At 65.7% G+C, this 23582-nt stretch carries 19 protein-coding genes; 8 read left to right on the forward strand and 11 right to left on the reverse strand.

What is annotated here, in order from left to right:
• Positions 1–2 precede the first annotated feature (2 nt).
• The 7 genes from L2Y97_RS10445 to L2Y97_RS10475 all read left to right on the forward strand — a co-directional run bounded on the left by L2Y97_RS10445 (position 3) and on the right by L2Y97_RS10475 (position 11499).
• Positions 3–794, forward strand: a complete 792-nt coding sequence (locus L2Y97_RS10445; RefSeq protein ID WP_247436394.1) for a hypothetical protein — start codon at positions 3–5, stop codon at positions 792–794.
• A gap of 147 nt (positions 795–941) precedes the next feature.
• Complete coding sequence (locus L2Y97_RS10450; protein ID WP_247436395.1) at positions 942–1307, forward strand: SMI1/KNR4 family protein; 366 nt, start codon at positions 942–944, stop codon at positions 1305–1307.
• Positions 1308–1541: 234 nt separating this feature from the next.
• On the forward strand, positions 1542–2684 hold the full coding sequence (locus L2Y97_RS10455) for a hypothetical protein (protein ID WP_247436396.1): 1143 nt from the start codon (positions 1542–1544) through the stop codon (positions 2682–2684).
• Entirely contained in the window at positions 2681–3889 is a 1209-nt protein-coding gene (locus L2Y97_RS10460; RefSeq protein ID WP_247436398.1) for an efflux RND transporter periplasmic adaptor subunit, read from the forward strand. Before L2Y97_RS10455 ends, L2Y97_RS10460 begins: the two co-directional genes overlap by 4 nt.
• The gene (locus L2Y97_RS10465; RefSeq protein WP_247436399.1) at positions 3886–6996 is read left to right on the forward strand and encodes an efflux RND transporter permease subunit; all 3111 of its coding nucleotides are present in this window, start codon (positions 3886–3888) and stop codon (positions 6994–6996) included. The genes L2Y97_RS10460 and L2Y97_RS10465 overlap by 4 nt, the downstream gene beginning before the upstream one ends.
• A 10-nt stretch (positions 6997–7006) precedes the next feature.
• Positions 7007–10126 carry an efflux RND transporter permease subunit gene (locus L2Y97_RS10470; RefSeq protein ID WP_247436401.1) on the forward strand — a complete coding sequence of 1040 codons (3120 nt, stop codon included), beginning with the start codon at positions 7007–7009 and terminating at the stop codon, positions 10124–10126.
• Positions 10123–11499 carry an efflux transporter outer membrane subunit gene (locus L2Y97_RS10475; protein ID WP_247436405.1) on the forward strand — a complete coding sequence of 459 codons (1377 nt, stop codon included), beginning with the start codon at positions 10123–10125 and terminating at the stop codon, positions 11497–11499. The genes L2Y97_RS10470 and L2Y97_RS10475 overlap by 4 nt, the downstream gene beginning before the upstream one ends.
• Before the next feature lie 89 nt (positions 11500–11588).
• Here L2Y97_RS10475 and L2Y97_RS10480 read toward each other — a convergent pair whose 3' ends face one another.
• The 9 genes from L2Y97_RS10480 to L2Y97_RS10520 all read right to left on the reverse strand — a co-directional run bounded on the left by L2Y97_RS10480 (position 11589) and on the right by L2Y97_RS10520 (position 20427).
• Positions 11589–12425 (reverse strand): hypothetical protein, encoded by an 837-nt coding sequence (locus L2Y97_RS10480; RefSeq protein ID WP_247436408.1) that lies wholly within the window; start codon positions 12423–12425, stop codon positions 11589–11591.
• Positions 12425–13759, reverse strand: a complete 1335-nt coding sequence (locus L2Y97_RS10485) for a lipopolysaccharide biosynthesis protein (protein ID WP_247436411.1) — start codon at positions 13757–13759, stop codon at positions 12425–12427. The genes L2Y97_RS10480 and L2Y97_RS10485 overlap by 1 nt, the downstream gene beginning before the upstream one ends.
• A 15-nt stretch (positions 13760–13774) precedes the next feature.
• Entirely contained in the window at positions 13775–14974 is a 1200-nt protein-coding gene (spt, locus tag L2Y97_RS10490) for a serine palmitoyltransferase (protein ID WP_247436414.1), read from the reverse strand.
• Positions 14971–15225: an acyl carrier protein gene (locus tag L2Y97_RS10495; RefSeq protein WP_247436417.1), complete on the reverse strand. Its 255-nt coding sequence runs from the start codon at positions 15223–15225 to the stop codon at positions 14971–14973. Before L2Y97_RS10495 ends, spt begins: the two co-directional genes overlap by 4 nt.
• Positions 15222–16205, reverse strand: coding sequence for an NAD-dependent epimerase/dehydratase family protein (locus L2Y97_RS10500; protein WP_247436419.1), 984 nt, complete (start codon positions 16203–16205; stop codon positions 15222–15224). Before L2Y97_RS10500 ends, L2Y97_RS10495 begins: the two co-directional genes overlap by 4 nt.
• Entirely contained in the window at positions 16202–17962 is a 1761-nt protein-coding gene (locus L2Y97_RS10505; protein WP_247436420.1) for a fatty acyl-AMP ligase, read from the reverse strand. The genes L2Y97_RS10500 and L2Y97_RS10505 overlap by 4 nt, the downstream gene beginning before the upstream one ends.
• Before the next feature lie 241 nt (positions 17963–18203).
• Positions 18204–18965, reverse strand: coding sequence for an aspartyl/asparaginyl beta-hydroxylase domain-containing protein (locus L2Y97_RS10510; protein WP_247436421.1), 762 nt, complete (start codon positions 18963–18965; stop codon positions 18204–18206).
• A complete protein-coding gene (locus tag L2Y97_RS10515) occupies positions 18962–19735 on the reverse strand; it encodes a nucleoside/nucleotide kinase family protein (protein WP_247436422.1) in 774 nt (257 codons plus the stop codon). The genes L2Y97_RS10510 and L2Y97_RS10515 overlap by 4 nt, the downstream gene beginning before the upstream one ends.
• Complete coding sequence (locus L2Y97_RS10520; RefSeq protein WP_247436423.1) at positions 19732–20427, reverse strand: nucleoside/nucleotide kinase family protein; 696 nt, start codon at positions 20425–20427, stop codon at positions 19732–19734. Before L2Y97_RS10520 ends, L2Y97_RS10515 begins: the two co-directional genes overlap by 4 nt.
• Before the next feature lie 135 nt (positions 20428–20562).
• Here L2Y97_RS10520 and L2Y97_RS10525 point away from each other — a divergent pair, with 135 nt between their 5' ends.
• Positions 20563–21288 (forward strand): nucleoside/nucleotide kinase family protein, encoded by a 726-nt coding sequence (locus L2Y97_RS10525; RefSeq protein ID WP_247436424.1) that lies wholly within the window; start codon positions 20563–20565, stop codon positions 21286–21288.
• A 19-nt stretch (positions 21289–21307) separates the two neighbouring features.
• Here the strand turns inward: L2Y97_RS10525 and L2Y97_RS10530 are convergent, their stop codons facing one another.
• Positions 21308–22423, reverse strand: a complete 1116-nt coding sequence (locus L2Y97_RS10530) for a fatty acid desaturase family protein (RefSeq protein ID WP_247436425.1) — start codon at positions 22421–22423, stop codon at positions 21308–21310.
• An 8-nt stretch (positions 22424–22431) separates the two neighbouring features.
• Entirely contained in the window at positions 22432–23508 is a 1077-nt protein-coding gene (locus tag L2Y97_RS10535; RefSeq protein WP_247436426.1) for a ferredoxin reductase, read from the reverse strand.
• Between the last annotated feature and the right edge of the window lie 74 nt (positions 23509–23582).

Here is a 23582-nt window from a genome sequence, read left to right on the forward strand (position 1 = left end):
GCATGTCACGTTTAGTGCTGATGCTGTTGCTTGTCACCGCACAAGCTGTATTTGCGTTGCCTGCGTATGCCGGCCACGCCCGAGCATGCCCCGTGTGGCGTGACGCGGGCGAGGGTAGCGAATCGGCGCCGCGCTGGATCGAGGGGCGGATGATCGTCCACGACAGCATACGTGGCTCGATTGAGTTACCTCAGAAAGCGCCTGTGTGTGGCGAGGCATCGATCCGACTCGTGGTGTTCGGGGCGGGCGGCCCGGATGTCGACTCCTATGCGGGATGTCGGGTCCGGACCTTCGGTTCATTGCAGTACTCGTCCATCGGGAACATCGAAATGGACATGTACCAGGACGTGCGGAAGGTTGAAGCCATAGGTGCTTGCAAGCGGACACCGCCTGCGCCGGATTACAGTCACGTTGAGCCGCGCAGCGATGTCCATGACTATGAAGTGAGCATGGATGTGGATTACACCGAGGGCGATCACCCGGTGGTATTCCATGCCAGTGTCCGTGGGCAAGCGCTTGAGCCGGTCCAGGTGTATGCGTCTTACGATTTCACCAGTGATTACGTGTTGTACGGGCATTGCGGGAAAGGCTTTGTCATCGACAAGGTATCCGGAACGCCGGAAGCGCGGCCCATGCATTTCGATACGCCGCGAACTCGTCTGGATATGGCCGCGTACGATCCGGAGACCGCCGCAGCGGCGGGTAAGTGGCAGTTGCACCTGATGTACAGCTGCACCCGTGACGCGTTACCGGATGACGTGGATGACGAGGCGCCGCCAGCCCCGGGCGCTTGATTTGGTGCGGGGCTGCCCCACAAGCGCATCGCGCAAGCGCGCTCCTACAGAAGTGGGATCGCCACAGGACGGCCGAGGCCGGATTGGCGTGCACGAATGTCATGCTATGTTATGCGCCGAAGAGACGATCACCAGCATGGAGCAGGCATGGCATTCACCGTCGATGAGGAGCACATCAGCAAGGCCGAGCAGGCCTTGGGGCGGCAACTTCCTGTGGAGCTGAAGCAGCGCCTTCGCCGCAATAACGGCGGTGACCTGGCGACCGAAGACGCAGACTGGATCCTGTTTCCAGTGTACGACCCGACCGATCGCAAGCGGATCGCCCGTACCGCGAACCACATCGTTCGCGAGAACGAAAGCTGGCGGCAGTGGAGTGGATTCCCGGAAGGTGCCATTGCCATTGCCAGTGATGGCGAGGGCAATGCACTGGTCATCCTTGTGGGCTCGGACGAGGTCCTGGCGTGGAATCACGAAACACGGCAGTGCCAGCCTGTCCACCTGGACTGGGACTGATCCTCAGGGGTGTGATTGCGCGCGAACAATGGCCTGGCGGTTGATAATGCCGCCGGGCGCCCCATATGCCCATCCGGCCATACCAATGTCTGTATCAAAATGACATTGCCATGACTACAATATTCTGCGCGCTCCAGAGGGGTAACCACGAGGATCTCGAGCGCAGGATGCGTCTGCCACGGCTTAGCCCTTGGCGGGCGCCGATTCTGTGGTTTTTCCGTCGGAGGTTCCACCTTGAGCGCGTCGGCCTCGCTGCGTGTTGTCCCGGTTGCCAGCAAGGCAGATCTCGGTCAATTCATTAGGGTGCCTGCCACCCTGCTGGGCGATGATCCGAACTGGATCTCACCCCTGCTTCTTGAACGCACCCTGCATCTCGGTGCAAAAACCAACCCCTGGTTCGAGCATGCCCATCAGCAGGGCTGGCTTGCCTACCGTGGTGACAAGGTGGTGGGCCGTATCAGCGCGCAGGTGGATGACCTGTACCTGGAGCGCTACGGCGATGCCACCGGCTTCTTCGGTATGTTGGATGCCGAGGACAACCAGGAAACGTACGACGCGCTGATTGCGACGGCCGAGCAGTGGCTGCGCGAGAAGGGCATCAAGCGCGTGCGCGGCCCCCTGAGCCTGTCGATCAACGACGAAGTCGGCCTGCTGGTCGATGGCTTCGATACGCCGCCCGTGTTCATGATGGGCCATGCCAAGCCGTATTACGGCGCACGCATTGAGCAGGCCGGTTACACCAAGGCCAAGGACATGCTGGCCTACATGATCGCGCCGGATTTCCCGGTGCCCAAGGTCATGAACCGCCTGCTGGCGAAGTTCATGCCGCGGATCAAGGTGCGCCCGCTCGATACCAAGCGTTACACCGAAGAGCTCGCCGTGCTGCGCGATATCTTCAACGACGCCTGGTCCGATAACTGGGGCTTCGTGCCGTTCACCGAGGCCGAGTTCAAGGACCTGGGTACCAGCCTGAAGCTGCTGGTGGCGTCGGACCTGATCCAGATCGCCGAAGTGGATGGCGTGCCGGCCGCGTTCATCGTGGCGCTGCCCAACGTCAACGAAGTGATCAAGGGCTTCAACGGCAAGCTCGCTCCGTTCAACTGGGTGAAGCTGCTGTGGGGCCTGAAGAAGCGTTTCCCGAAGTCGTCGCGCGTACCGTTGATGGGTGTGCGCCGCAGCTTCCACAACACGCCGCTGGGCCCGGGCCTCGCTTTCCTGGTGATCGATGCGGTTCGCCACCACCTGGTCGCGCGTGGCGTGAAGCAGGTCGAGCTGTCGTGGATCCTTGAGGACAACGACGGCATGCGCAACATCATCGAGCAGATCGGCGGCCACGATTACAAGCGGTACCGCGTGTACGAGAGGACCATCGCATGAGTCGGCAAGCATCGCGTACGGGGGTGGCGGTGCTTGTGGGCATCGTCGTGATCGGTGGCATCTGGTGGGTGGCCAAGGGCCCCGGCGGCGGCAAGTCGCAGGCGGACCAGGCTGTGCCGGTCGTCGCCGCCAGCGTGCGCCAGGGCAGCTTCGTGATCTACCGCTCGCAGCCGGGTACGGTGACGCCTTCCAATAGCGTGCTGGTGCGCAGCCAGGTCGATGGCGTGCTCAAGCGTGTGGACTTTGCCGGTGGCCAGTTGGTGAAGCAGGGCGACCTGCTGGCCGAGGTGGACCCGCGGCCCCTGCAAGCGCAGGCCCAGCAAGCCGGTGGCGATCTGGCGCGCAGCCAGGCCCAGTTGGCGAATGCGCAGGAAGTGCTGAAGCACTACAACGCGCTGCTCGCCCAGGATTCGATCTCGCGCCAGCGCGTGGCTGACCAGGAAGCACTGGTGCGCCAGTACCAGGCCGAAGTGAAAGCCGGGCAGGGCCGTGCCGATACGGCGCAGCTACAGCTCTCCAGTGGCCGCATTACCTCGCCGATCGACGGCGTGGTCAGCTTGCGCCGGGTGGATCCGGGCAACCTCGTCGGCCCGGGCGATGCCCGCGGTATCGCCGTGGTCACCCAGTCGCAGCCGAGCAAAGTTGTGTTCTCCGTGCCGGTGAACGTGGTGCCGAAGGTGCTCGAGCGCATGCGCGCCGGTACCTGCATTCCGGTGCAGGCGGTGGGCGATGGCCCGGATGACATCCTGGCGACCGGCCATCTCCTGGCCGCTAATAACCAGGTGGACCCGGCGACGGGCACGGTGAAGTTCGAAGCTACCTTCGCAAATGCGGATAACTCGTTGCTTCCCAATCAGTTTGTGACTGCCAAGCTTCCGGTGCAGGTCCTGCCCCAAGCGCTGCTGGTGCCGTCCGCGGCCATCCAGCAAGGCGCCCAGGGCCCCTTCGTCTATGTAGTGAAGGACGACAAGACCGCCGATGTGGTGCCGGTGAAAGTGGGCGCCTCGGATGCGACGACCACGGTGGTGACGTCTGGCGTGGTCGCCGGTGCGAAGGTGGTGGTTGAAGGTGCGGACCGGCTGCGTGCCGGCACGCCGGTCAACGCCACCATGGCGCCGGAGCCGCCCGCGGCCGCCGCGGATTCGGCCGCCTGCCGTGATGGCGATGCAGGCGCCACGCCGCAGGCACCGAACGCGCACCCGTGAACCCGTCACGTCCCTTCATCCTCCGGCCAGTAGCCACCTCGCTGCTGGCCATCGCGATCCTGCTCGTTGGCCTGTTTGGCTACCGGTTCCTGTCGCTCTCGGCGTTGCCCGAGGTTGATTTCCCGACCATCGAGGTCGTGACGGCTTACCCGGGGGCGGGACCGCAGGTGATGGCATCGACCATCACCTCGCCGCTGGAGCGGCAGCTTGGCCAGATGCCCGGTCTGGCGCAGATGTCTTCGACCAGCGCGGTCGGCACCTCGACCATCACGCTGCGTTTTGAACTGGCGCTGCCGCTCGACGTGGCCGAGCAGGAAGTTCAGGCCGCGATCAACGCCGCCTCGCCCGGTTTGCCCGCCGATATCGCGCACCCGCCGATCTACCGCAAGGTGAACCCGGCGGATACGCCGGTGATGACCCTGGCGCTGACGTCGCCGACCCTGTCGCTGCGCGCGCTGCGCGAACTGGCCGACACACGCCTCGTGCCCAAGCTCTCGCAGGTGACGGGCGTCGGCCTGGTGAGCCTGGATGGCGGCCAGCAGCCGGCCGTCGTGGTGCGGGCCGATCCCGTTCGCCTGCGCTCGCATGGGCTCACCCTGGATGACGTACGCAACGCCATTCGCGATGCAAATTCGAACCAGGCAAAGGGCTCGCTGGAGAGTGCGAACCGTTCCTCCGAGATCGCGATCAGCGAGCCGGTAGATAGTCCGGAAGCGTTCGAGCGGTTGACCGTGGCCCATCGCGACGGCGCCGTCGTGCGCCTGGGTGATGTCGCGCACGTGGCCGAGGGCGCGGAAAATTCGCGCCTTGGCGCGTGGTCGAACGACAAGCCGGCCATCATCCTGCGCATTCGTCGCCAGCCCGGCGCGAACGTGGTCGAAGTGGTCGATCGCGTCCGCCAGCTGCTGCCCGCGCTGCAGTCGACGCTGCCGGCCGCCGCCGATATCGCCACGCTTTCCGACCGTACCGAATCGGTGCGCGCCGCCGTGCACGATGTGCAGGTGGAGCTGGTATTCGCCGTGATCCTGGTCGTGCTGGTGATCTTCCTGTTCCTGGGCAGTGGCACCGCCACGATCATCCCGGGTGTGGTCGTGCCGCTCTCGCTGATCGGCACGTTCGCGGTGATGTACCTCGCAGGGTTCTCGATCAACAACCTCACGCTCATGGCGCTGATCGTGGCGACCGGCTTCATGGTCGACGATGCGATCGTGATGATCGAGAACATTGCGCGCTATATCGAAGCGGGCGAGCGCCCGCTGGCGGCGGCGCTGAAAGGCTCGCGCCAGATCGCCTTCACCGTGGTGTCGCTGACCGTCTCGCTGGTGGCCGTGCTGATCCCGCTGCTGTTCATGGGCGGCCTGGTGGGCCGTTTGTTCCGCGAGTTCGCGGTGACCCTGGCCGTGGCGATCCTCATCTCCGGCGTGGTCTCGCTGACCCTCACGCCCATGATGTGCGCACGCATGCTGCGCAAGGTCCCTGAGCAGCGGCAGAGCGCGTTTTCGCGTCGTGGCAAGGCGTGGCTCGATCGCGTGCTGGCATCGTATGCACGTGGGCTCGAGTGGGTGCTCGAACGGCAGCGGCTCACGCTGGCCGGCGTCGGCCTCATGATGGTTCTCGCTGTCGTGCTTTACGTCGTTATTCCGCGCGGCCTGTTCCCAGCGCAGGATTCCGGCGATATCCAGGGCATCTCCGAAGCCCCGGCGTCGATCTCGTTCTCCGCGATGGGCGAGCGCCAGCAGGCCCTGGTAAAGGCCATTTCGGCCGACCCGGATGTGGCTAGCGTGGCGTCGTCGATCGGCGTGGGTGAGGGCGGTACGACCCTCAACAGCGGCCAGTTGCTCATTCATCTGAAGCCGCTGGCGCACCGCGACCGTGCACCGAAGGTCATGGCGCGCCTGGCCGAGGCCGCCGCGAAGGTGCAGGGTATCCGCCTGTACATGCAGCCGGTGCCCGACCTGACCATCGATGACCGCATCAGCCGCGGCCAATACCAGTTCTCGGTCGCCAGCACCGATCCCGCCCAGCTCGGCGCGTGGGTATCGCGCGCGGCGGATCCGCTGCGTGATTCGCGCAAGCTCGTGGATGTGGCCAGCGACCAGCAGAACCACGGCGTGGAGGCGTACATCAACGTCGACCACGACATGGCCAACCGCTACGGCGTGACCTCCGCCGCAGTCGGTGATGCACTGTACAACGCCTTCGGCCAGCGCCAGGTCGGTACGCTGCTTACCTCGGGCAGCCCGCGCCGGGTGATCCTTGAAGCGAAGGAAACCGGTGGCGATGCGGCGGACGCGATGAGCGGTGTTTACCTGGCCGGGCAGGGCGCGCCCGCGAACAGCGATGCCGATCCGAACGATCCCTCGTCGTCGCTCATCCCGCTTGCTTCGTTCGCGACGGTGAGCGAGCGTGCCGCGCCGCTGCTGGTTACCCGTATCGACCAGCTGCCGGCCGCCACCGTGTCGTTTAACCTCGCCCCGGGCGTGGCGCTGGGCACGGCCATGCATGAGATCGACAAGGCGCACGCGGCGCTGAACCTGCCGGCCAGCGCGCAGGTGAAGTGGGAAGGCTCCGCAGAGGCGTTCCGGGTCTCGCGTGAAGGCCAGGCGTGGCTGATCCTGGCCACGCTGATCACCGTGTACATCGTGCTGGGCGTGCTCTACGAGAGCTACATCCACCCGCTTACGATCCTCTCCACGCTGCCTTCCGCCGGTATCGGCGCGTTGCTGGCCTTGCTGATCGGCGGCTTCGAGCTGGATGTGATCTCGTTGATCGGCGTGATCCTGCTGATCGGCATCGTGCAGAAGAACGCGATCATGCTGATCGACTTCGCGGTGGAGGCGCAGCGCAACGACAAGCTCAGCGCCCGCGACGCCATCGTGCAGGCCTGCATGCTGCGCTTCCGTCCCATCCTGATGACGACCCTGGCAGCGATGCTCGGTGCGTTGCCGCTGATGCTGGGCGGCGGCATGGGCGCGGAGCTGCGCCACCCGCTGGGCGTGGGCATCTTCTGGGGCCTGGCGGTGAGCCAGGTGCTGACCCTGTTCACGACGCCGGTGATCTACCTGGCGTTCGAGCGCGTGTTCCTGGCACGCGGCCAGCGCGCCTGAGCCCGTCGGTATGAACATCTCGCGGCCCTTCATCGACCGACCGGTAGCGACCTCGCTGCTGTGCCTCGGGCTCGTGATCGCCGGTGCGCTCGCATGGCGGCTGCTGCCGATCGCCTCCATGCCGGAGGTGAACGTGCCGACCATCAAGGTCTCGGCCGAGCTGCCCGGTGCCAGCCCGGCAACGATGGTCAATGCGGTGGCGGCGCCGCTTGAGCGCACGCTCGGCCGCGTATCCGGCCTGACCGAGATGACCTCGGTCAGTGCGAACGGCACGACGGATATCCGCCTGGCGTTCGACCTGTCGCGTGACGTGGTCGGCGCCTCGCGCGATGTGCAGGCCGCCATCAACGCGGCGCGCGGCGAGCTGCCCCCCGAGATGCCGGCCAGCCCGAGCTACCGCGAGGTGAGCTCGGCGGATGCGCCGGTGCTGGTGCTGGGCCTGACCTCGAAACACGCCACGCCGGGCCAGATGTACGCCGTGGCCTCCACGACGTTCAGCCAGACGCTGTCGCAGGTGGATGGCGTGGGCGATGTGGAGCTGGTGGGCAGCTCCATACCCGCGTTGCGGATCGAACTGGATCCGCAGGCGATGAACGCGCATGGCGTCAGCTTCGACCAGGTCCGCCGCGCCGTCTCGGCCGCACTGCCGAATGCGCCGCTGGGCGCCATCGAGTTCGGCGACCGTTACCTGCAGGTGGCCGCGAACGCGCAGGTGGATTCGGCTGCGACGCTTAGTGCGCTCACGGTGGCGCATGACGGCGGCGGCAGCGTGCACCTGGGCGATATCGGGCGCGTCGTCGATTCCGTGCGCGAACCGTCGAACGCCGCACTGGCCAACGGCGAGCCAGCGGTGTTGGCCCTGGTGCGGCACAAGCCGGGCGCGAACATCATCGAAGTGATCGATGGCATCACCGATCGCCTGCCGGCCTTGCGGGCATCGCTGCCCGGCGATATGCAGGTGAGTGTCATCGTCGATCGCGCCACCACCGTGCGCGCCTCCCTGCACGCCGCCGAACACACCCTGGCCCTGGCCGTGGTGCTGGTGGTCGTGGTGATGCTGCTGTTCCTGCGCGACCTGCGCACGGCCCTGATCGCCAGCGCCGTGGCACCGATCTCGCTGGTCGGCGCTATGATCGTCATGTATTTCCTCGGCTATAGCCTGGATATCCTCTCGCTGATGGCGCTGACCATCGCGGTGGGTTTCACCGTGGATGATGCCGTGGTGGTCGTGGAGAACATCGCCCGCCATATCGAGGAAGGCATGCCGCCCCGTGAGGCAGCGTATGTTGGCGCGGGCGAGGTGGGACTCACGGTGCTGTCGATGAGCGCCGTGCTGATCGCCGTGTTCATCCCGCTGCTGCTGATGGGCGGTTACGTGGGCCTGTTCGTGCGCGAGTTCTCGGTCACGATCGCCACCGTCATCGCCATTTCGCTGGTCGTGTCGCTTACCGTCGTGCCCATGTTGTGCGCCTTCTGGCTGAAACCGGCCCGCGCCGATCGCGAGCATGGCGCCATCTTCCGCTGGACCGAACGGCATTTCGTTGCATTGCAGGGCGCCTACGACCGTAGCCTGACCTGGGCGCTGCGCCGCGCACCGCTCACCATGCTCTCGCTGCTCGGCGTGCTGTGCCTGAGCGTCGTGCTGTTTATCGTGGTGCCCAAGGGCTTCTTCCCGCGCCAGGATACGGGTGAGCTGACGGGCGATTTCGATACCGATGGCAGTGCCTCGTTCGCGGTATCGAAGGAGAAGCTGGGCGCGTTCCTGGCCATCGTGCGTGCCGATCCTGCCGTGGAAAGCGCGGCGGGTTATGCCGAAGACGATTCGGGCTCGTTGTTCGTCACGCTTAAGCCGTTGTCGAAGCGCGATGCGAGCGCCGACCAGGTGGCGGCGCGCCTGAATGTCCAGCTGGCGAAGCTGCCGGGCGGCGTGTTCACGGTCACCTCGGTGCAGAACATCCGCGTGGGTGGCCGCCGTAGCCGTGCCTCGGATGAGTACACCATCCAGGCGGATTCACCGGAGCTGCTGCGCCGCTGGGTGCCGCCCATCGTGGAAGGCATGATGCGCCTGCCGGAGCTGCGCAACGTGCACGGCGATAACGGCCGCAAGGGCGTGGCGACCGCGCTGAGCGTGGATCGAGATGCCGCGGCGCAGGCGGGCACCAGCTATGCCCGCATCGACGGCGTGCTACGCGATGCCTTCGCCGACCGTCGCGTGGCGACGATGTTCTCGCCCACCGGCGAGTACCCGGTGCTGATGCGCGTGGCGCCCGAGCAGGCGCAATCGCCCGATGCATTCGCACCCATCCAGGTGCCTGTTACGGGCGGCGCCGGCGTACCGTTGCTCGGCCTGACCCAGGTGCGCCAGTACCAGGTGCCGCTCTCGATCTCGCATTACGGCCAGAACGTGGCCACCACGATTTCGTTCGACCGCGTGCCGGGTGTTTCGCTTTCCAAGGCAACCCAGGCGATCCAGAAAGTGATGGATAGCCTCGCCGTGCCGACCTCGGTGCGCAGCACCTTCCAGGGCGCGGCCGGTGCGGCGCGCCAGGTCTCCGACAGCGAGCCGGCGCTCATCCTTGGCGCGGTGCTTACGTTGTTTATCGTGCTGGGCATCCTGTACGAAAGCGTGGTGCATCCGCTGACCATTCTCTCGACGCTGCCTTCGGCGGCAGTGGGCGCCGTGTTCGCCCTGATGGCGCTGCGTACCGACCTCGACGTGATCGCCCTGGTCGGCATCTTCTCGCTGGTCGGCATCGTCATGAAGAACGCGATCATGATGGTCGATGTGGCGATCGTCGCGGGGCGTACGATGGGGATGACCCCGTCCGAGGCTATCCAGCATGCGTGCCGCCTGCGTTTCCGCCCCATTCTCATGACCTCGCTCGCGGTGATGGTGGCGGCGGTGCCGCTGGCCATATCGCGCGGCAACGGCGCCGAAATGCACCGCCCGCTAGGCATTGCGATCGGCGGCGGCCTGGTGGTCAGCCAGTTGCTGACCCTCTATACCACCCCCGTGGTTTACCTTTATCTCGACCGTTTCAGCAGGTGGGCTGGCAGATGGATGCAAAGATTCGGCGGCCAGGACCGCGACGCGGCATGGCCGGCGCAGTACGAGGAGCCGCTCCCGTGAGCGCCCGTGGCTTGCGCGTACTGATGGCGGTCACGACCGTCACCCTGGTGGCTGGCTGCACTGTTGGCCCGGATTACGTGCGCCCGGCGGCGCCGACCTCGGCGGCGTTCAAGGAGGCGAAGCCGCAGGCGGCCCAGAGCACGCCGGCAGTACCGATCGCCGGCAAGTGGTGGGAGATCTACGGCGACCCGGTACTCAACGACCTGGTCTCGCGCGTGGCCGTGGATAACCAGTCGCTGGCCGCTTCCGCCGCGCGCATGCGCGAGGCGCAGCTGCTGGTGCAGGAAGCGCACGGCGCGGCGTACCCGCAGGTGAGTGTCGGCACGATCAAGTCTGGCCGCCGCAACGAAAATGACTTTGGCCTGGGCGTGAGCTGGGAGCTGGACCTGTGGGGCCGCATCCGCCGCGATGTCGAAGCGCATCGCGCCTCGGCGGAAGCTAGCGCGGATGACCTCGCCGCCGCGACGCTTTCGATGCAGGCGCAGCTGGTGCAGGCGTATTTCGCGTTGCGCCAGAGCGATGCCGCAATCGACCTGTTGCAGCGCTCGACGGACGTGGCCACCCAGTGGCACCGGATGGTCGGCAACCAGTACACGCAAGGCCAGGCCTCCAGCGCCGATGTCTCCGATGCGTTGGTGAAGCTCAGTGGTGCACAGCTACAGCTGGCGGATACCCGCAGTGCGCGTGCGCAGTACGAACACGCGATAGCCGTGATGCTGGGCAAGCCGCCCGCGGAGTTCTCGCTCGCGGCGGCACCTTTCGACACGAAGGTGCCGGAAATCCCGCCGGGCGTACCGGCGGTCCTGCTCGAGCGTCGTCCCGATGTGGCAGCCAGCGAACGCCGCATGGCGGCGGCGAATGCGCGCATTGGCGTGGCGAAAGCGGAAGAGCTGCCCTCGATCAGCCTTGCCGCGGGCATCGGCGTACGCCGTGGCCCGACCGGTACGGCCGACGTGAAGGGTCCGCTGTTCACCGGTGGCCGCCTGGATGCGCAGGTGAAGTCGGCGGGCGAGGGCTATACCGAGGCGGTGGCGAACTATCGCCAGACGGTGCTGGATGCCTACCGCGAAGTGGAGGATAACCTCGTCGCGACGAACGAGCTGGCGAACGTCGCCGAGCTGCATGCGAAGGCGGCTGCGGCGGCGACCGAATCGGATCGCGTCACGCAGAACCAGTACAAGGAAGGCGTGGCGGATTACCCGGCGGTGGTGCAGGCGACGAATGGTGCGCTTGAGGCGGGCCGTGGTGAGTTGCAGTTGCGCCTGCGCCGGCTGGATACGAGTGTGAACCTGATCGTGGCGCTGGGTGGCGGATGGCAGGCTGAGCCCGCTCAGACTGAAGCGCAGGCTCAGGCGCCGTCACCGGCCAAATAAGCTTTCGGTGGCGCGGGCTCGCCGCGCCTCGTTAGCGGTTCATTCGCTTCAGCGAATGAACCGATCCGTTGGCCTAACGCAACAGCGGCTTAAAGCGGATAGCGCGCGACAAGCGTCTCAAGCCGCGAACGCGTTTCCTTCGCCAGCGGCGCAGGCGTGTTGTAGCTGCGGCGTCCGGAAAGCGACTCCGCCACCATCTCATCGTGGCGCGACCCCATCAGCCCGTTAATCGCCGCCAGAAACCGCGACATGCAATACGCATGCTCATTCGGTGCCAGCGAACGCAGCGTGTCGTAATACGACACCTGCATGCTCACGATCTTCCGCACCGCGTGGAACTGGTCACCCGCGAAAATCGTGCGGTTCACCGCCTTCTTCAGCCGGCTCATCTCCGCCTTCTGGAACGCGATCAGGCCCGCCTCGCTATCCAGGCGTGTCTCCACCATCCCGCGGCGAACGAAATTCCACACCGGCTTCGACAGCAGCACGCGCAGCTTCCAGCCCTGGCGCACGATCGTGCCGCGCTTACCGCCGCGGAAGCCATCCTGCATGTGGCCCAGCACACGCGTCGTCAGGTCGAACAGATAGCTCGAGCGGTGGTTGCGGCTGTACAGGCGCTGCGCAAAGCGCAGGTGCTTGTAGCGCGCGCGGCTGTGCTTGTACTGCAGGCGCTCGTCAGCACTCAGGCCCTCGTTGCGCATCAGCTTCTCGACCAGGTGCAGCAGCTCCTCGCGCGATACGCCATCGTCCCAGAACTGCAGGCACAGCGCATAGCAACGGCGGATCGCATCCTCGGGCACCGCCAGCACGATCGGATCGGGCAGGCAGGTGTGCGCATCGACGATGTCATCGACATCCACCGCATCGAAGAGACGGCCCAGCGTCTCCGGCGAAAATTTAGGCCACTCGGTCATCATGGTGTTCATTAACGGGCTTCTTCCGGTGCGTGGAAGGAGAGCGTGTGTCGCTGACGATACGCCGCTACGGTGGGAATTAGCGAGAACAGCGCCTCCAGGCACGTCCCGATGAAATAGGCGATGGCCGCGCCCATGAGCCCCATGAGGTGGCTCAGGCCGACCAGCAGGCCCGCGTAGGTGAGCGCGGCCAGGGCCTGGGCCACCAGCGCGGCGCGCTGGCGGCTGGCGATGTACAGCAGGGATTCCAGTGGGAAACCGGCCATGGAAACCACCAGCGCCGCGGACATGATCTGGAGCAGGTCGTACGCCTCCAGGTACTTGGCGCCGAACACGGAGCCGATCAGCGGCTTGCCGACCAGAATGACCAGCAGGGCCACCAGCACGCCCAGGCCACCGGCCAGGGCGGCGGAGCGCACGCCGAGCTTCCACGGCCGCGTGCTGGAGGGATCCAGCCGCATGATCTCCGGGTAGAAGCTCTTCTGCATCAGCGAGGCGGGCGTACCGGCCGCATCGAAGAAGGTCAGTGCCACCTTGAACACGCCGGCGGCGGCCGGGCCCAGCACGATACCGACCAGCACATTGCTGCCGGCGTTACGTGCCGACCAGATCGAATGAGCGAAGTTGGTGGTCCAGACGAAATCCCACGCACCCTTGATACGGCGCGCCGGTGCCAGGAGGCCTGGGCGCAGCGCGTCGTGGATGTTCTGCCGGCGCAGCTCGCGCACGGCAAACACCCACAGGCACATGTCGCCGGCCAGACTGGAGATGTACCAGGTGGCGATAAAGCCTGGGAAGCCGAGGTGGAACAGGTAGGCGAGCACGCTGCCGACAGCGCGCAGGAACGGCGTGATGGCCTGCTGGACGGCGATCAGGTCGAAGCGGTCGATCGAGCGCAGGATGCCGGTCGGCGTCGCCGCGGTCATGGTCGGGATCAGCGTGCAGTACGCCATGGCCCACCAGAAATCTTCCGGCTTCAGGCCCACGGCATGGCCCAGCAGCGGCAGCAGCGCCATGCCGCCGACAACGGCGACGGCGCCGCTGGCCAGGTCCAGGCCGAACGACAGGCCGGTCACATCGCGGAAGCGCGCCAGGTCCTGGCGGGCGAGGGCAGGCGTGCCGAACTGCACCACGAACTGCCAGGTCTGGAACTTGGCGAAATCGCTGACGCTCTTCGCATACGCCTGCACGACCACGAGCGTGCCGAACAGCGCAGGCGACATGGCGCGGCCGGCACAGGCAAGCGCGAGCAGGCCCAGTAGGGCGCTCACGACATTGCTTGAGCCAAGGTAGGACGCGTTCCGCAGGATGGTGCGGAACGACCCGTCAGCAAACCAGTGCTTCATGCCGCGACTATCCGCTTACGCCACGTGTGCATGTTGCCTCGCGCCCGGCCAGCTGGCGAAGGCCGCGCAGATGGCATCGATCTGTTCCGGCGTGTGCGCCGCGCTGACGCTGCAGCGAAGCAGCGACGACGTGCCCGGTGTGGCCGGCGGCACCATCAGGTTCACGTACACGCCGTTCTTCAGCAGGTGATCCCAGAAGCGCAGGGCCTCCAGCTTCTCGCCTACCAGCACGGCGACCACGGCATTCGGCGGTGCGCCCAGTTCGAAGCCGAGGGCGGCCAGGCCGGCGTGCAGGCGCTCGGCGTTCGCACGCAGTCGCTCACGCTTGTCGCTGGCGGCAGCGAGTACACGCAGTGCCTGGCGGGTCGCCGCGATGGTGGCGGGCGCGAGCGAGGCCGTAAAGACGTAAGGACGGCTGGCATAGCGCAGCACGTCCATCTCCTCCGCGTTGCTCACGCAGAAGCCGCCGGTGTTGCCCAGGCTCTTGCTGAAGGTGCCCACGACGTAATCGACATCGTCGAGCACGCCCAGCTCTTCCACCAGGCCCTGGCCGGTAGCGCCGAGCACGCCCATCGAATGGGCTTCATCGACCAGCAGCGTGGCGCCGAAAGCCTTCTTCACGCGCACGAAGTCGGCCAGCGGCGCGCGGTCGCCCAGCATGCTGTACACGCCTTCGATCACGATCACCGCCTTGGCGGCATCGTCACCGAGACGACGCAGGCGCTTCTCGAGATCGGCCGGATCGTTGTGGCGGAAACGGATGATGTTCGCGCCGCTGAGCTTGCAGCCGTCGTAGATGCTGGCGTGGCTATCCGCATCGATCAGCACGTTGTCGCCCGGGCCGGCGAGGGCCGAGATCATGCCCAGGTTGGCCTGGTAGCCGGTGGAGAACACGATGCCGTCGCGCTTGTTGTAGAAGCGCGCCAGGTCGAGCTCCAGCTCGCGGTGGTCGGCGTAGCTGCCGTTGGCCATGCGCGAGCCGGTGGTGCCGGTGCCGGCATGTTCCAGCGCTTCGCGAGCGGCCGCGATGCAGCTCGGATCGAAGGTCATGCCGAGGTAATTGTTCGTGCCGGCCAGGATCGTCGGGCGGCCCTGGATCATGCCTTCCGTCGGCGTGATGATGCGATCGATCTGCACACCGAACGGATCGATGCCCAGCGCCGCCAGCTCCTCGCGGACGGCGCGGATCGCCTGCAGGCGCGCGTTCTCGCTCATGCGTTCTGGCCCAGTGTCTTGCTGACCAGCTCGGCCAGCTCACCGACGGTACGGATGTCCGCCAGGGCGTTGATCGGCACGGAGACGTCGTATTCGTCTTCCACGGCCATGATCAGGTCCATGACCTTGAGCGAATCAAAGCCAAGATCGGCGGTGATGCCGGTCGATGCGCTGATGGGCTTGGCGAGGGGTACTTCGATCAACGGATTGATCAACTCGATAAGCCGGGAAACGATGTCGGATGGGTTCACGAGGGAACTCCTGTAACTGCTTGAGGGGAGAGTCCCAGCGTCTCGGCCAGGCCGCGATCGAAGCTTATCGCAGGGCGCCAGCCAGTGTCTTGGGAAAACGCGTGGCTGTCTGCCGACCAGTCCGCATGAGTGACTTCACGTACCTTGCCGGGCGAGAGCATCGGGGCGTAACCGAAGACGCGCGCAGCCATGAGATTGGTGCGGCCAACAAAGCGAAGCACCGGCACCGGGATGGCCAGCCGGCGGATGGGCGCGCCACCGCGCAGCACGCGGGCGGCGGTGCCGAGTACGGTCGGCCAGTCGTAACCGCCGTGGCCGTCATCCAGTTCGTACGTAGCGCCCACGCCACGGCCGCTATCCAGCCAGGCCACGACGGCGCTAGCCAGGTCGGCAACGTGGATCATCGAGAAGCGGCCGTTGCCATCGCCGGGGATGGCCGCCACGCCGCGGGCCATGCCGCGGAACATGGGCAGCATCTCCTTGTCGCCGGGGCCGTAGACGGCAGGCGGGCGAATGATGGTCCAGGTCATGCGCTGCGCCCCGGCCTGCAGGGCCAGCTCGCCGCGGCGCTTGCTGCCGGCGTAATCGGAAAGCTGCGCTTCACGCGCGGCCAGTGACGAGATCAGCAGGAAGCGGCGCACCGAGGGTTCGTTCTCGGCGGCGCGCACGATATCGACGACACCGGCCTCGTTCACGCGATCGAAATCGGCCCGGCTCGCGCCACGCACACTACCGGCGCAGTGGATCACCGCGTCTGCACCCTTCACCAGCTCCGCCAATGCATCGCGATCGGCGAGGTCACCGGCCACCCACTTCAGGCCATCGGCGCACTGCATCACGCGCCCGCGGCGCGGACGGTAAAGCGCACGCACCCGATAGCCGGCGGCCATCAGGTGGGTGCGTAAGGCGTGGCCAATAAATCCCGTCGCGCCCGTCAGGGCGACGACTGGCCGCCCCTCATGGACGGGATCGTCGTTCACGAGGCGACAGCTTCGAGAACCTGCTCCTGTTCGCGGCGTTCCAGGTAACCGCGGCGCGTCGCGGAACGCGACAGCTTGCCGGAGGACGTGCGCGGGAGCGTGTGCCGGGGCACCAGCTCGATAAGGCAGGTAATGCCGAGCTCTTCCAACAGGTCACGGCGGATGCGGTGCATGAGCGCTTCGCGCGCGGCGAGGTCCAGCGTGGTGCACTGGACGACCACCACCGGCACTTCGGCGCCGCCCGGGCCCGGCACGCTGAATGCGGAGGCATCCTGCGAGCGGAGTTCCGCCTGGCGTTCGACGATGTGCTCGATATCCTGCGGCCAGATGTTGCGGCCGTTGACGATGATCATGTCCTTGTGGCGACCGGTCACGACCACTTCGCCTTCGACGATGTAGCCGATATCACCCGTATCGAGCCAGCCATCGCTGCCCAGTACTTCGGCGGTGACGCCCGGCTGCTGGAAATAGCCCGACATGACGCTCGGGCCGCGGACCATGATCCGGCCGACATGCTTGTCGGCAAGGTGGTTGCCGGCATCATCCCAGACTTCCATCTCGTGGCCGGGGAGGGCGCCGCCGCAACGGACAAAGCCGCTGCCCGTGCCCTCGGCGACCGGTACGGCGATCAGGTTTTCCGACAGCTCATCCGAATCGATCCACTCAACCACGATGCCCTTGCCGACCGGCGAGAAGCTGACGGCGAGCGAGGCTTCGGCCATGCCGTACGACGGCACGAGCGCACGCGCATCGAAGCCTGCCGGTGCGAGCATTTCGGCAAAGCGGGCCGGCACGGCCGGATGGATCGGCTCGGCGCCGATGCCGGCGACGCGCCAGTGCGAGAGGTCGTACGCGGCGATATCCGACGGGCGCACGCGACGCGCGCACATGTCGTAACCGAACGGCGGGCTATAGGCGATCGTGGCCTTCGACTGGCTCATCAGCTCCAGCCAGCGGCGCGGACGCATCGCGAATTCGCGCGTATCGAGGTAATCGATGGAGCGCTGCGCGGCCATCACGGTAAGCAGGCAACCGACCAGGCCCATGTCGTGATAGAACGGCAGCCACGAGACAAAGCGGTCGTCTTCACGCAGGTTCAGGCCGGGGCCGCTCGAACCCTGCAGGTTCGCCATCAGGGCGTGGCCCGGGATCATGGCGGCCTTAGGGGTGCCCGTGCTGCCCGAGGTGAACTGCAGGTAGGCGATTTCATCGGCCATCAGCGGCTTCAGCTCGCCATCCTGGCGGGCCAGCGCATCGAACTCGGCCGGCGTGCCCCACATGGCGATCGGAAGGCCCTGCACGGCTTCGCCGAGCATGCCGCGGAACGCTTCGGAGGCGACGGCGATCGAGGCACCCGAGGCCTGCAGCATGCCGTTGAGCTTATGCACGAACGCGTCGTGGCCGCCCAGGTTCACCGACGAGGGCAGGGCCACCGGCACGAGGCCAGCGTATTGGCAGGCAAAGAAGAAACGCAGGAAATCGGCGTTGGTCTCGGCGACGATCGCAAGGCGCGATCCACGCGGCAGGGCCAGCGTCGCAAGGCGCTGCGCAAGTTCCACCGCCTGCTTGCGCAAGGTTCGGTAGGGGAGCGCGGTGGCCAGTTTGCCGCCTGCGTAGAAATTTGCCCCGGTAACGCCCGCGGCCGCATAGTCCAGCGCCTCTGCCAGGGTGGCAAAGTCGCCGTGACGCAGCGGTACCGTGTTTACGGTAGGGGTCGCGGCCCCGGGTTCGATTGAAAGATTTCCGTCTGCACTCATGGTTTTATTTAACTCACCAGCGAGTTGCGCACCCCAGGGGAACATCCCCATAGCCCGTGCGAACAGGTAACTGTACCGAATGGTACCATATTTCAAGGTTGTTAAGAAAATCCTCAGAGCGGGTGACAGAATGCTCCGGTTTTCGTTTACATGCCACGTGTCTTTTTGCAGGGACTTCACATTTCCCTGCCGGAATCGCTTACGAACGGCCTTAGAGCGGGCTTAGCCCGCCCTCGAAACCTTAACTTCGTCGGACTCTCTGGCGGTTCCAGTTCGCCAGATTCTTGATGGGCGCACGAACGTACGGGCTAGCCTGGATCAGGCGGAAGATGATTCCGTTGAAGAAGGTGCCCAGGCGGTCCATGGGGCGGTCGATATCGATGAACAGCACGGCGCGGAGCTCGTCGGTGTCGTTGTGCACCTCGTGCTCGTAGGTGTCGTCGAACAGGACGACCTTGCCTTCTTCCCAGTGCAGGATCTGGTCATCGACCCGGATCCAGACGTTTTTCGAATCTGCCGGTACCTTGAGACCCAGGTGGGCGCGGATCACCGCGCGGGTCGGGCCATGGTGGGCGGCGATGCGGTAGCGCGGCTGCAGGATCGAGAACATGGCGCTGCGCATGCCGGGCAGGGTATCCAGCACGGCGGCGGTACGCGGGCACAGGGCGCAGTTCTCGTCCGAGCGGTTGCCGTAGACGTAAAAGCCAAACGTCTTCCAGTTATCGCCCTTGGAGATGCGCTTCTGGTCCGGCGAGAGCTGGTGGAACGAGGGAATATCTTCCGGATGCTCGAGCAGGTGATCGAGCTCGGCGCGAATCTCCGGCCACGCGGCTTCCAATTGGGGCACCCACGCGAACTCACTGTTCGCGATAACAGGTGTCGAGGGCACGAGCGAGTGCTTCGCCTGGAAGCGGCCGCTCCAGCGCAGGAAGCGCTTGCCGCCCTTGATCAGGACTCGTCGCCACAGGGGCGCCGTGGCGGCTTTGGATGCAATGGTATTCACGACTGCGATTCACCTGCGGTGGCGTTGCCTCGGATCGCGCTCATGGCGCGAGCCAACACATCGGTGTAAGGCGCCCGGGAATCAAGGTCTACGATGGTCGAATCGTTGTATTGGAGTTTCGACATGATCGCGATCTTGTCGTTCAGCTCCGCCACGTTGTGATCCGGCTTGCGCGCGTAGGCCGTGGCCAGGTCGATATCGAGCCGGATGATGAGCGTGGGCTTGTACTCGGCCATGCGCTCATACAGGCGCTGCTCACGAACGGCCAGCTTGCGTACGAGCCAGTTCTTGCTGCGATTCACGCCGAGGCCCGGGCCGTCGTAACGAAACCCGGTGACTTCGGCCTGCGGGTAGCGGTCGCTGATGACGAGCACACCGCTGTTTGCCAGGCGCCACACGCGCTTCAGGTGACGCGCGCGCCACAGCGAGAAGCCGTACATGATCAGCGAGCCGATCACGCCCGGCAATTTGTTCTTCGTATCCTGGGCCTTGTCTGCCTTCGCGGCGAGGCGGCGCTCCAGGCGCGGCCCGATGATCGGCAGTTCCTTGATCTTCGCGCCCTGCTCACCGGAGATGAGACCGAGGTAGCGGCGCTCGACCGGGCCGAAGGCGCGCAGGTGCTTCACCAGGTCGTGCGTGATGGTGGACTTGCCGGTGCCATCGCAGCCGACGACAGCGACCAGGCCGCTCACCAGTGGCGTCTTGATCTTCGCTGCCGGTGCCTTGGTGGTGGACTGGACATCAGCCATGCGGGCGGCCTGCGCGGTCATGCGCCGGCCACCTGCAGTGCGGCCGTGACGGCGCGCATCGACGACTCGAGCACATGGTCCGCGGCATCGCGGCCATCCAGGTCGAGGATGGCGGCACCGTTGAAATGCAGGTGCGGGATGGCGGCGATCTTCTCGCGCAGCGATGCGATCTTGTGATCGGGCTTGCGCGCGTGTGCCGTTTCCACATCGACGTTGAGGCGGATTACCAGCAAGGGGACGTGCGTAGCCATCCACTCGTACAGCCGATGCTCACGCTGGCGGAGCATGCGCACCCACCAGTTGCCGCCTTCGGTTTTCGCCAGCTGCGGGCCATCGATGCTGAAGCCCGGCTTTTCCGCCTGCGGAAAGCGATCGGTCACCACCAGGGTGCCGCGCCGGGCCATGGCCAGCAGGCGGCGGAACTTGAACGCGCGCCAGCGCGACAGCAGGTAAATGGCCAGCGCCGTCACATTGCCCGGCGGCTTGCCCGGCTGGTCGTGCACCTTGTCCGACTTGCGCACCAGGTACGCCTTGAAGCGCGGGCCAATGACCGGCAGCGTGCCGATCCAGTCGCCGATCTTGCCGGAGGACTGGCCAAGATAAAGCTGCTCGACGGGCGCGACCGTACGCAGCCGAGCCACGAGAGACGTGGCCAGCGTCGATTTGCCGGAACCGTCGGAGCCGGTCAGGGCGATAACGGGTAACGGCTTCATTGACATAGGCTTATCAGAAAGGGGGAGCACACCAGCGGCCCGGTAGCGCAATATAATGACGATGTTATGACGCTATATATTGTCGCGTCCACTAGAATATAACCCCCCTTTCACATGAAATTGTCGATAAATACCGTGTCACAAAACGGCAATAATCTCGCTCCCCTCATCGCGATCATCGGCACGGATGGTTCTGGCAAGTCCACCGTGGCCGAGCACATGGTCGGCTGGATCGGCCGTTTTGGCCCCGCAGGCCAGGCTCACCTGGGCAAGCAGGCCGGCAATATTGGCCGCGCACTGGCCGAGCTTCCGCTTATTGGTGGTTATCTCGGTCGTTTGATCCGGAAGAAATCCGATGGCGTGAACAAGCGCATCGACGAGCACAAACAGCCCACGCTGTTCCCGTCGCTGGTCATCGCCGGCTTCACCTTGCGCCGAATCCGCCGCTTCAAGCGCATGCTGGCCATGCGCCGGAAGGGCCTGATCGTGGTGACGGATCGATTCCCGCAGGTGGAGATCACCGGCGCATACGATGGCCCGGGGTTCCCTGAAACCTCGCAGGGCTCCTGGCTGGTGTTGCGCCTGGCGAAGTTCGAACACGACAGCTTCCAGTGGATGGCCAGCTACAAGCCAGACCTGGTGCTGCGTCTCAACGTTGACCTGGATACGGCCTGCGCACGCAAGCCCGACCACCGCCGCGAAGCGCTGGCCCGGAAGATCGCGGTAACGCCGCTGCTGAAATACAGCGGTGCCCCCATCGTGGATATCGATGCGAGCCAACCGCTGGCCACCGTCATCCGCCAGGCCGAAGAAGCCGTGACACAGGTCATGCACGCCCGCGGCTACGCCAACGCCGCCTGACCCGCGGCGACGCCTGATATCAGGCGACGGCTTCTTCGCGCACGCGCACTTTGCGCGGGCGGCTGGGCCACGCGTGGCGCAGGATGCGCCACACCACCTGGCCGAACTGGCGGGGCAGGGTGCCGGTGTTGTAGTGCTGGCCGTAGCGTACGCAGATCTCCTTCACTTCCACGGCGATCTCGGCGTAACGGTTCGCCGGCAGGTCCGGATAGAAGTGGTGCTCGATCTGGTGGCTGAGGTCACCCGAGAGCATGTCGATCAGCTTGCCGCCGCGAATGTTCGACGAGCCGCGCAGCTGGCGAAGGTACCAGTGGCCGCGCGATTCATTGCGGATCACTTCCTTCGGGAACACTTCCGCATTCGCGGTGAAGTGGCCGCAGAAGATGATCGTGTAGGTCCAGACGTTGCGCATGCCGTTGGCGACCAGGTTACCCAGCAGCACCGGCAGGAAGAACGGGCCGGCCAGCAACGGGAACACGAGGTAATCCTTCAGCAGCTGCTTGCCCATCTTGCGGCCCACCGGGCGGAAGTTGCGGCGCAGCTCGGCGAACTTCATCTTGCCGGCGAACAGGCGGCCCACGCGCAGGTCCTGGATCGCCACGCCCCACTGGAACAGCAGGGCGAATATCACTGCGATCACCGGCTGCATCAGGTAGAACGGACGCCAGCGCTGCTCAGCGAAGATGCGCAGCAGGCCGTAACCGATGTCATCGTCCAGGCCGCGCACGTTGGTGAACGTGTGGTGCTGATAGTTATGCGTCTTACGCCAGTTGGCCGAGGTGGCGACGATATCCCACTCGTAGGTCTTGCCGTTGAGCTTGGGATCGTTCATCCAGTCGAACTGGCCATGGATCACGTTATGGCCCAGCTCCATGTTCTCGAGGATCTTCGACAGGCCCAGCAGCAGCGTGCCGGCGATCCATGCGGGAATGAGTGCCACAGGCACGAAGGCGCCAAGGAACAGCAGCGCGCGGCCGGCAACGCCGGTCCAGCGCACGCGGGCAACGACGCTGCGGATATAGCGCGCGTCACGCGGCCCGATATCGGCCTGGACCTTCGCGCGAATCGCGTCGAGCTCATCGCCGAAGGCCTGCAGCTCGGCAGCGGAAAGGGTGCGGTTGCGAGTACGGCTCATGCGTAGCCTCAAAGATCCAGAATCAGGTCGGTGCCCGGCGCGTTGACGCACAGGCGTACCGGCGACGACGGTTCGCTGGTGAGATCACCGGTAAGAAGGTGGCGCGTGGTGCCGGACTGGCGTTCGCACGAGCAGGTGTTGCAGATGCCCATGCGGCAGCCACTGGGCGGGCGTACGCCCTGTGCCTCGAGGCCGGCCAGTACGGAAAGGTTGCGCGGGAGCATCAGCGTGCGGCCGCTGCGGGCCAGGTGTACTTCCACTTCGCCAGCGTCCCCGCTTGCATCGGTGGCCGGCAGGCTGAAGGCCTCGGCGGCAAAGCTCGCGACCTGACCATCCAGGCGGGCGCGTGCGGCTTCGACAAAGCCGCCGGGTCCGCAGGCGAGCACGCGGCGCTGGTCCAGCGGGCCGATGCCCTCGAACGACACCGCATCGATCCGCGGATCGGCGGCCGTGCCGTCGCGCGTGGCCAGGAAATGCACGTGCAGGCGCGGATGCGCCGCGGCCAGTTCCATCAGTTCATCGACGAAGCAGAACTCGTCGCGCTGGCGTGCCCAGTAATACAGGTCCACCACCACGGGCATATTCCTCGCGGCCAGATCACGCAGCAGCGCGCGCATGGGCGTGATGCCACTGCCGGCGGCCAGCAACAACAGGCTCTCGTGATCTGCGGTGATCGTCATGTCACCGAAGGCCGGGTCGAGGGTCACGACGTCGCCGATTCGCGCTTCGTGAGCCAGGTGCTGGCTCACCACGCCGCCGGTGATGGCCTTGACGGTGATCGCCAGGGTGCCGTCGTCCAGGGGCGTAGGGCTATAGCTGCGGATCAGGCGGCGGCCGCCGATCGTCACGCCGATGCTGACGTGCTGGCCGGCCCGCATGCCCTTCCAGTGACTATTGGGGCGCAGGACCAGGGTCACGGCGTCGCGGCTGGCGGCCGTACGAGACACCAGGCGGGCCAGGGGCTGTTCCAGGGTCCACAGCGGGTTGACCCGGGTGGCCCAGAAATCGAACAGGGCGGGCGAAACGGCGCGGCGGGCCAGGCGCAGGGGCCAGCGGGGCTTCAGGGCGGGGGCGGCGGCATTCATGGGAGCGTACTATACGCACGCATATACGGCCGTGTATACACTTGTATATCAGTCAGCGATGTATGATCCAGCCT

It is taken from the genome of Luteibacter aegosomatissinici (genome assembly GCF_023078495.1).
Taxonomy (GTDB): domain Bacteria; phylum Pseudomonadota; class Gammaproteobacteria; order Xanthomonadales; family Rhodanobacteraceae; genus Luteibacter; species Luteibacter aegosomatissinici.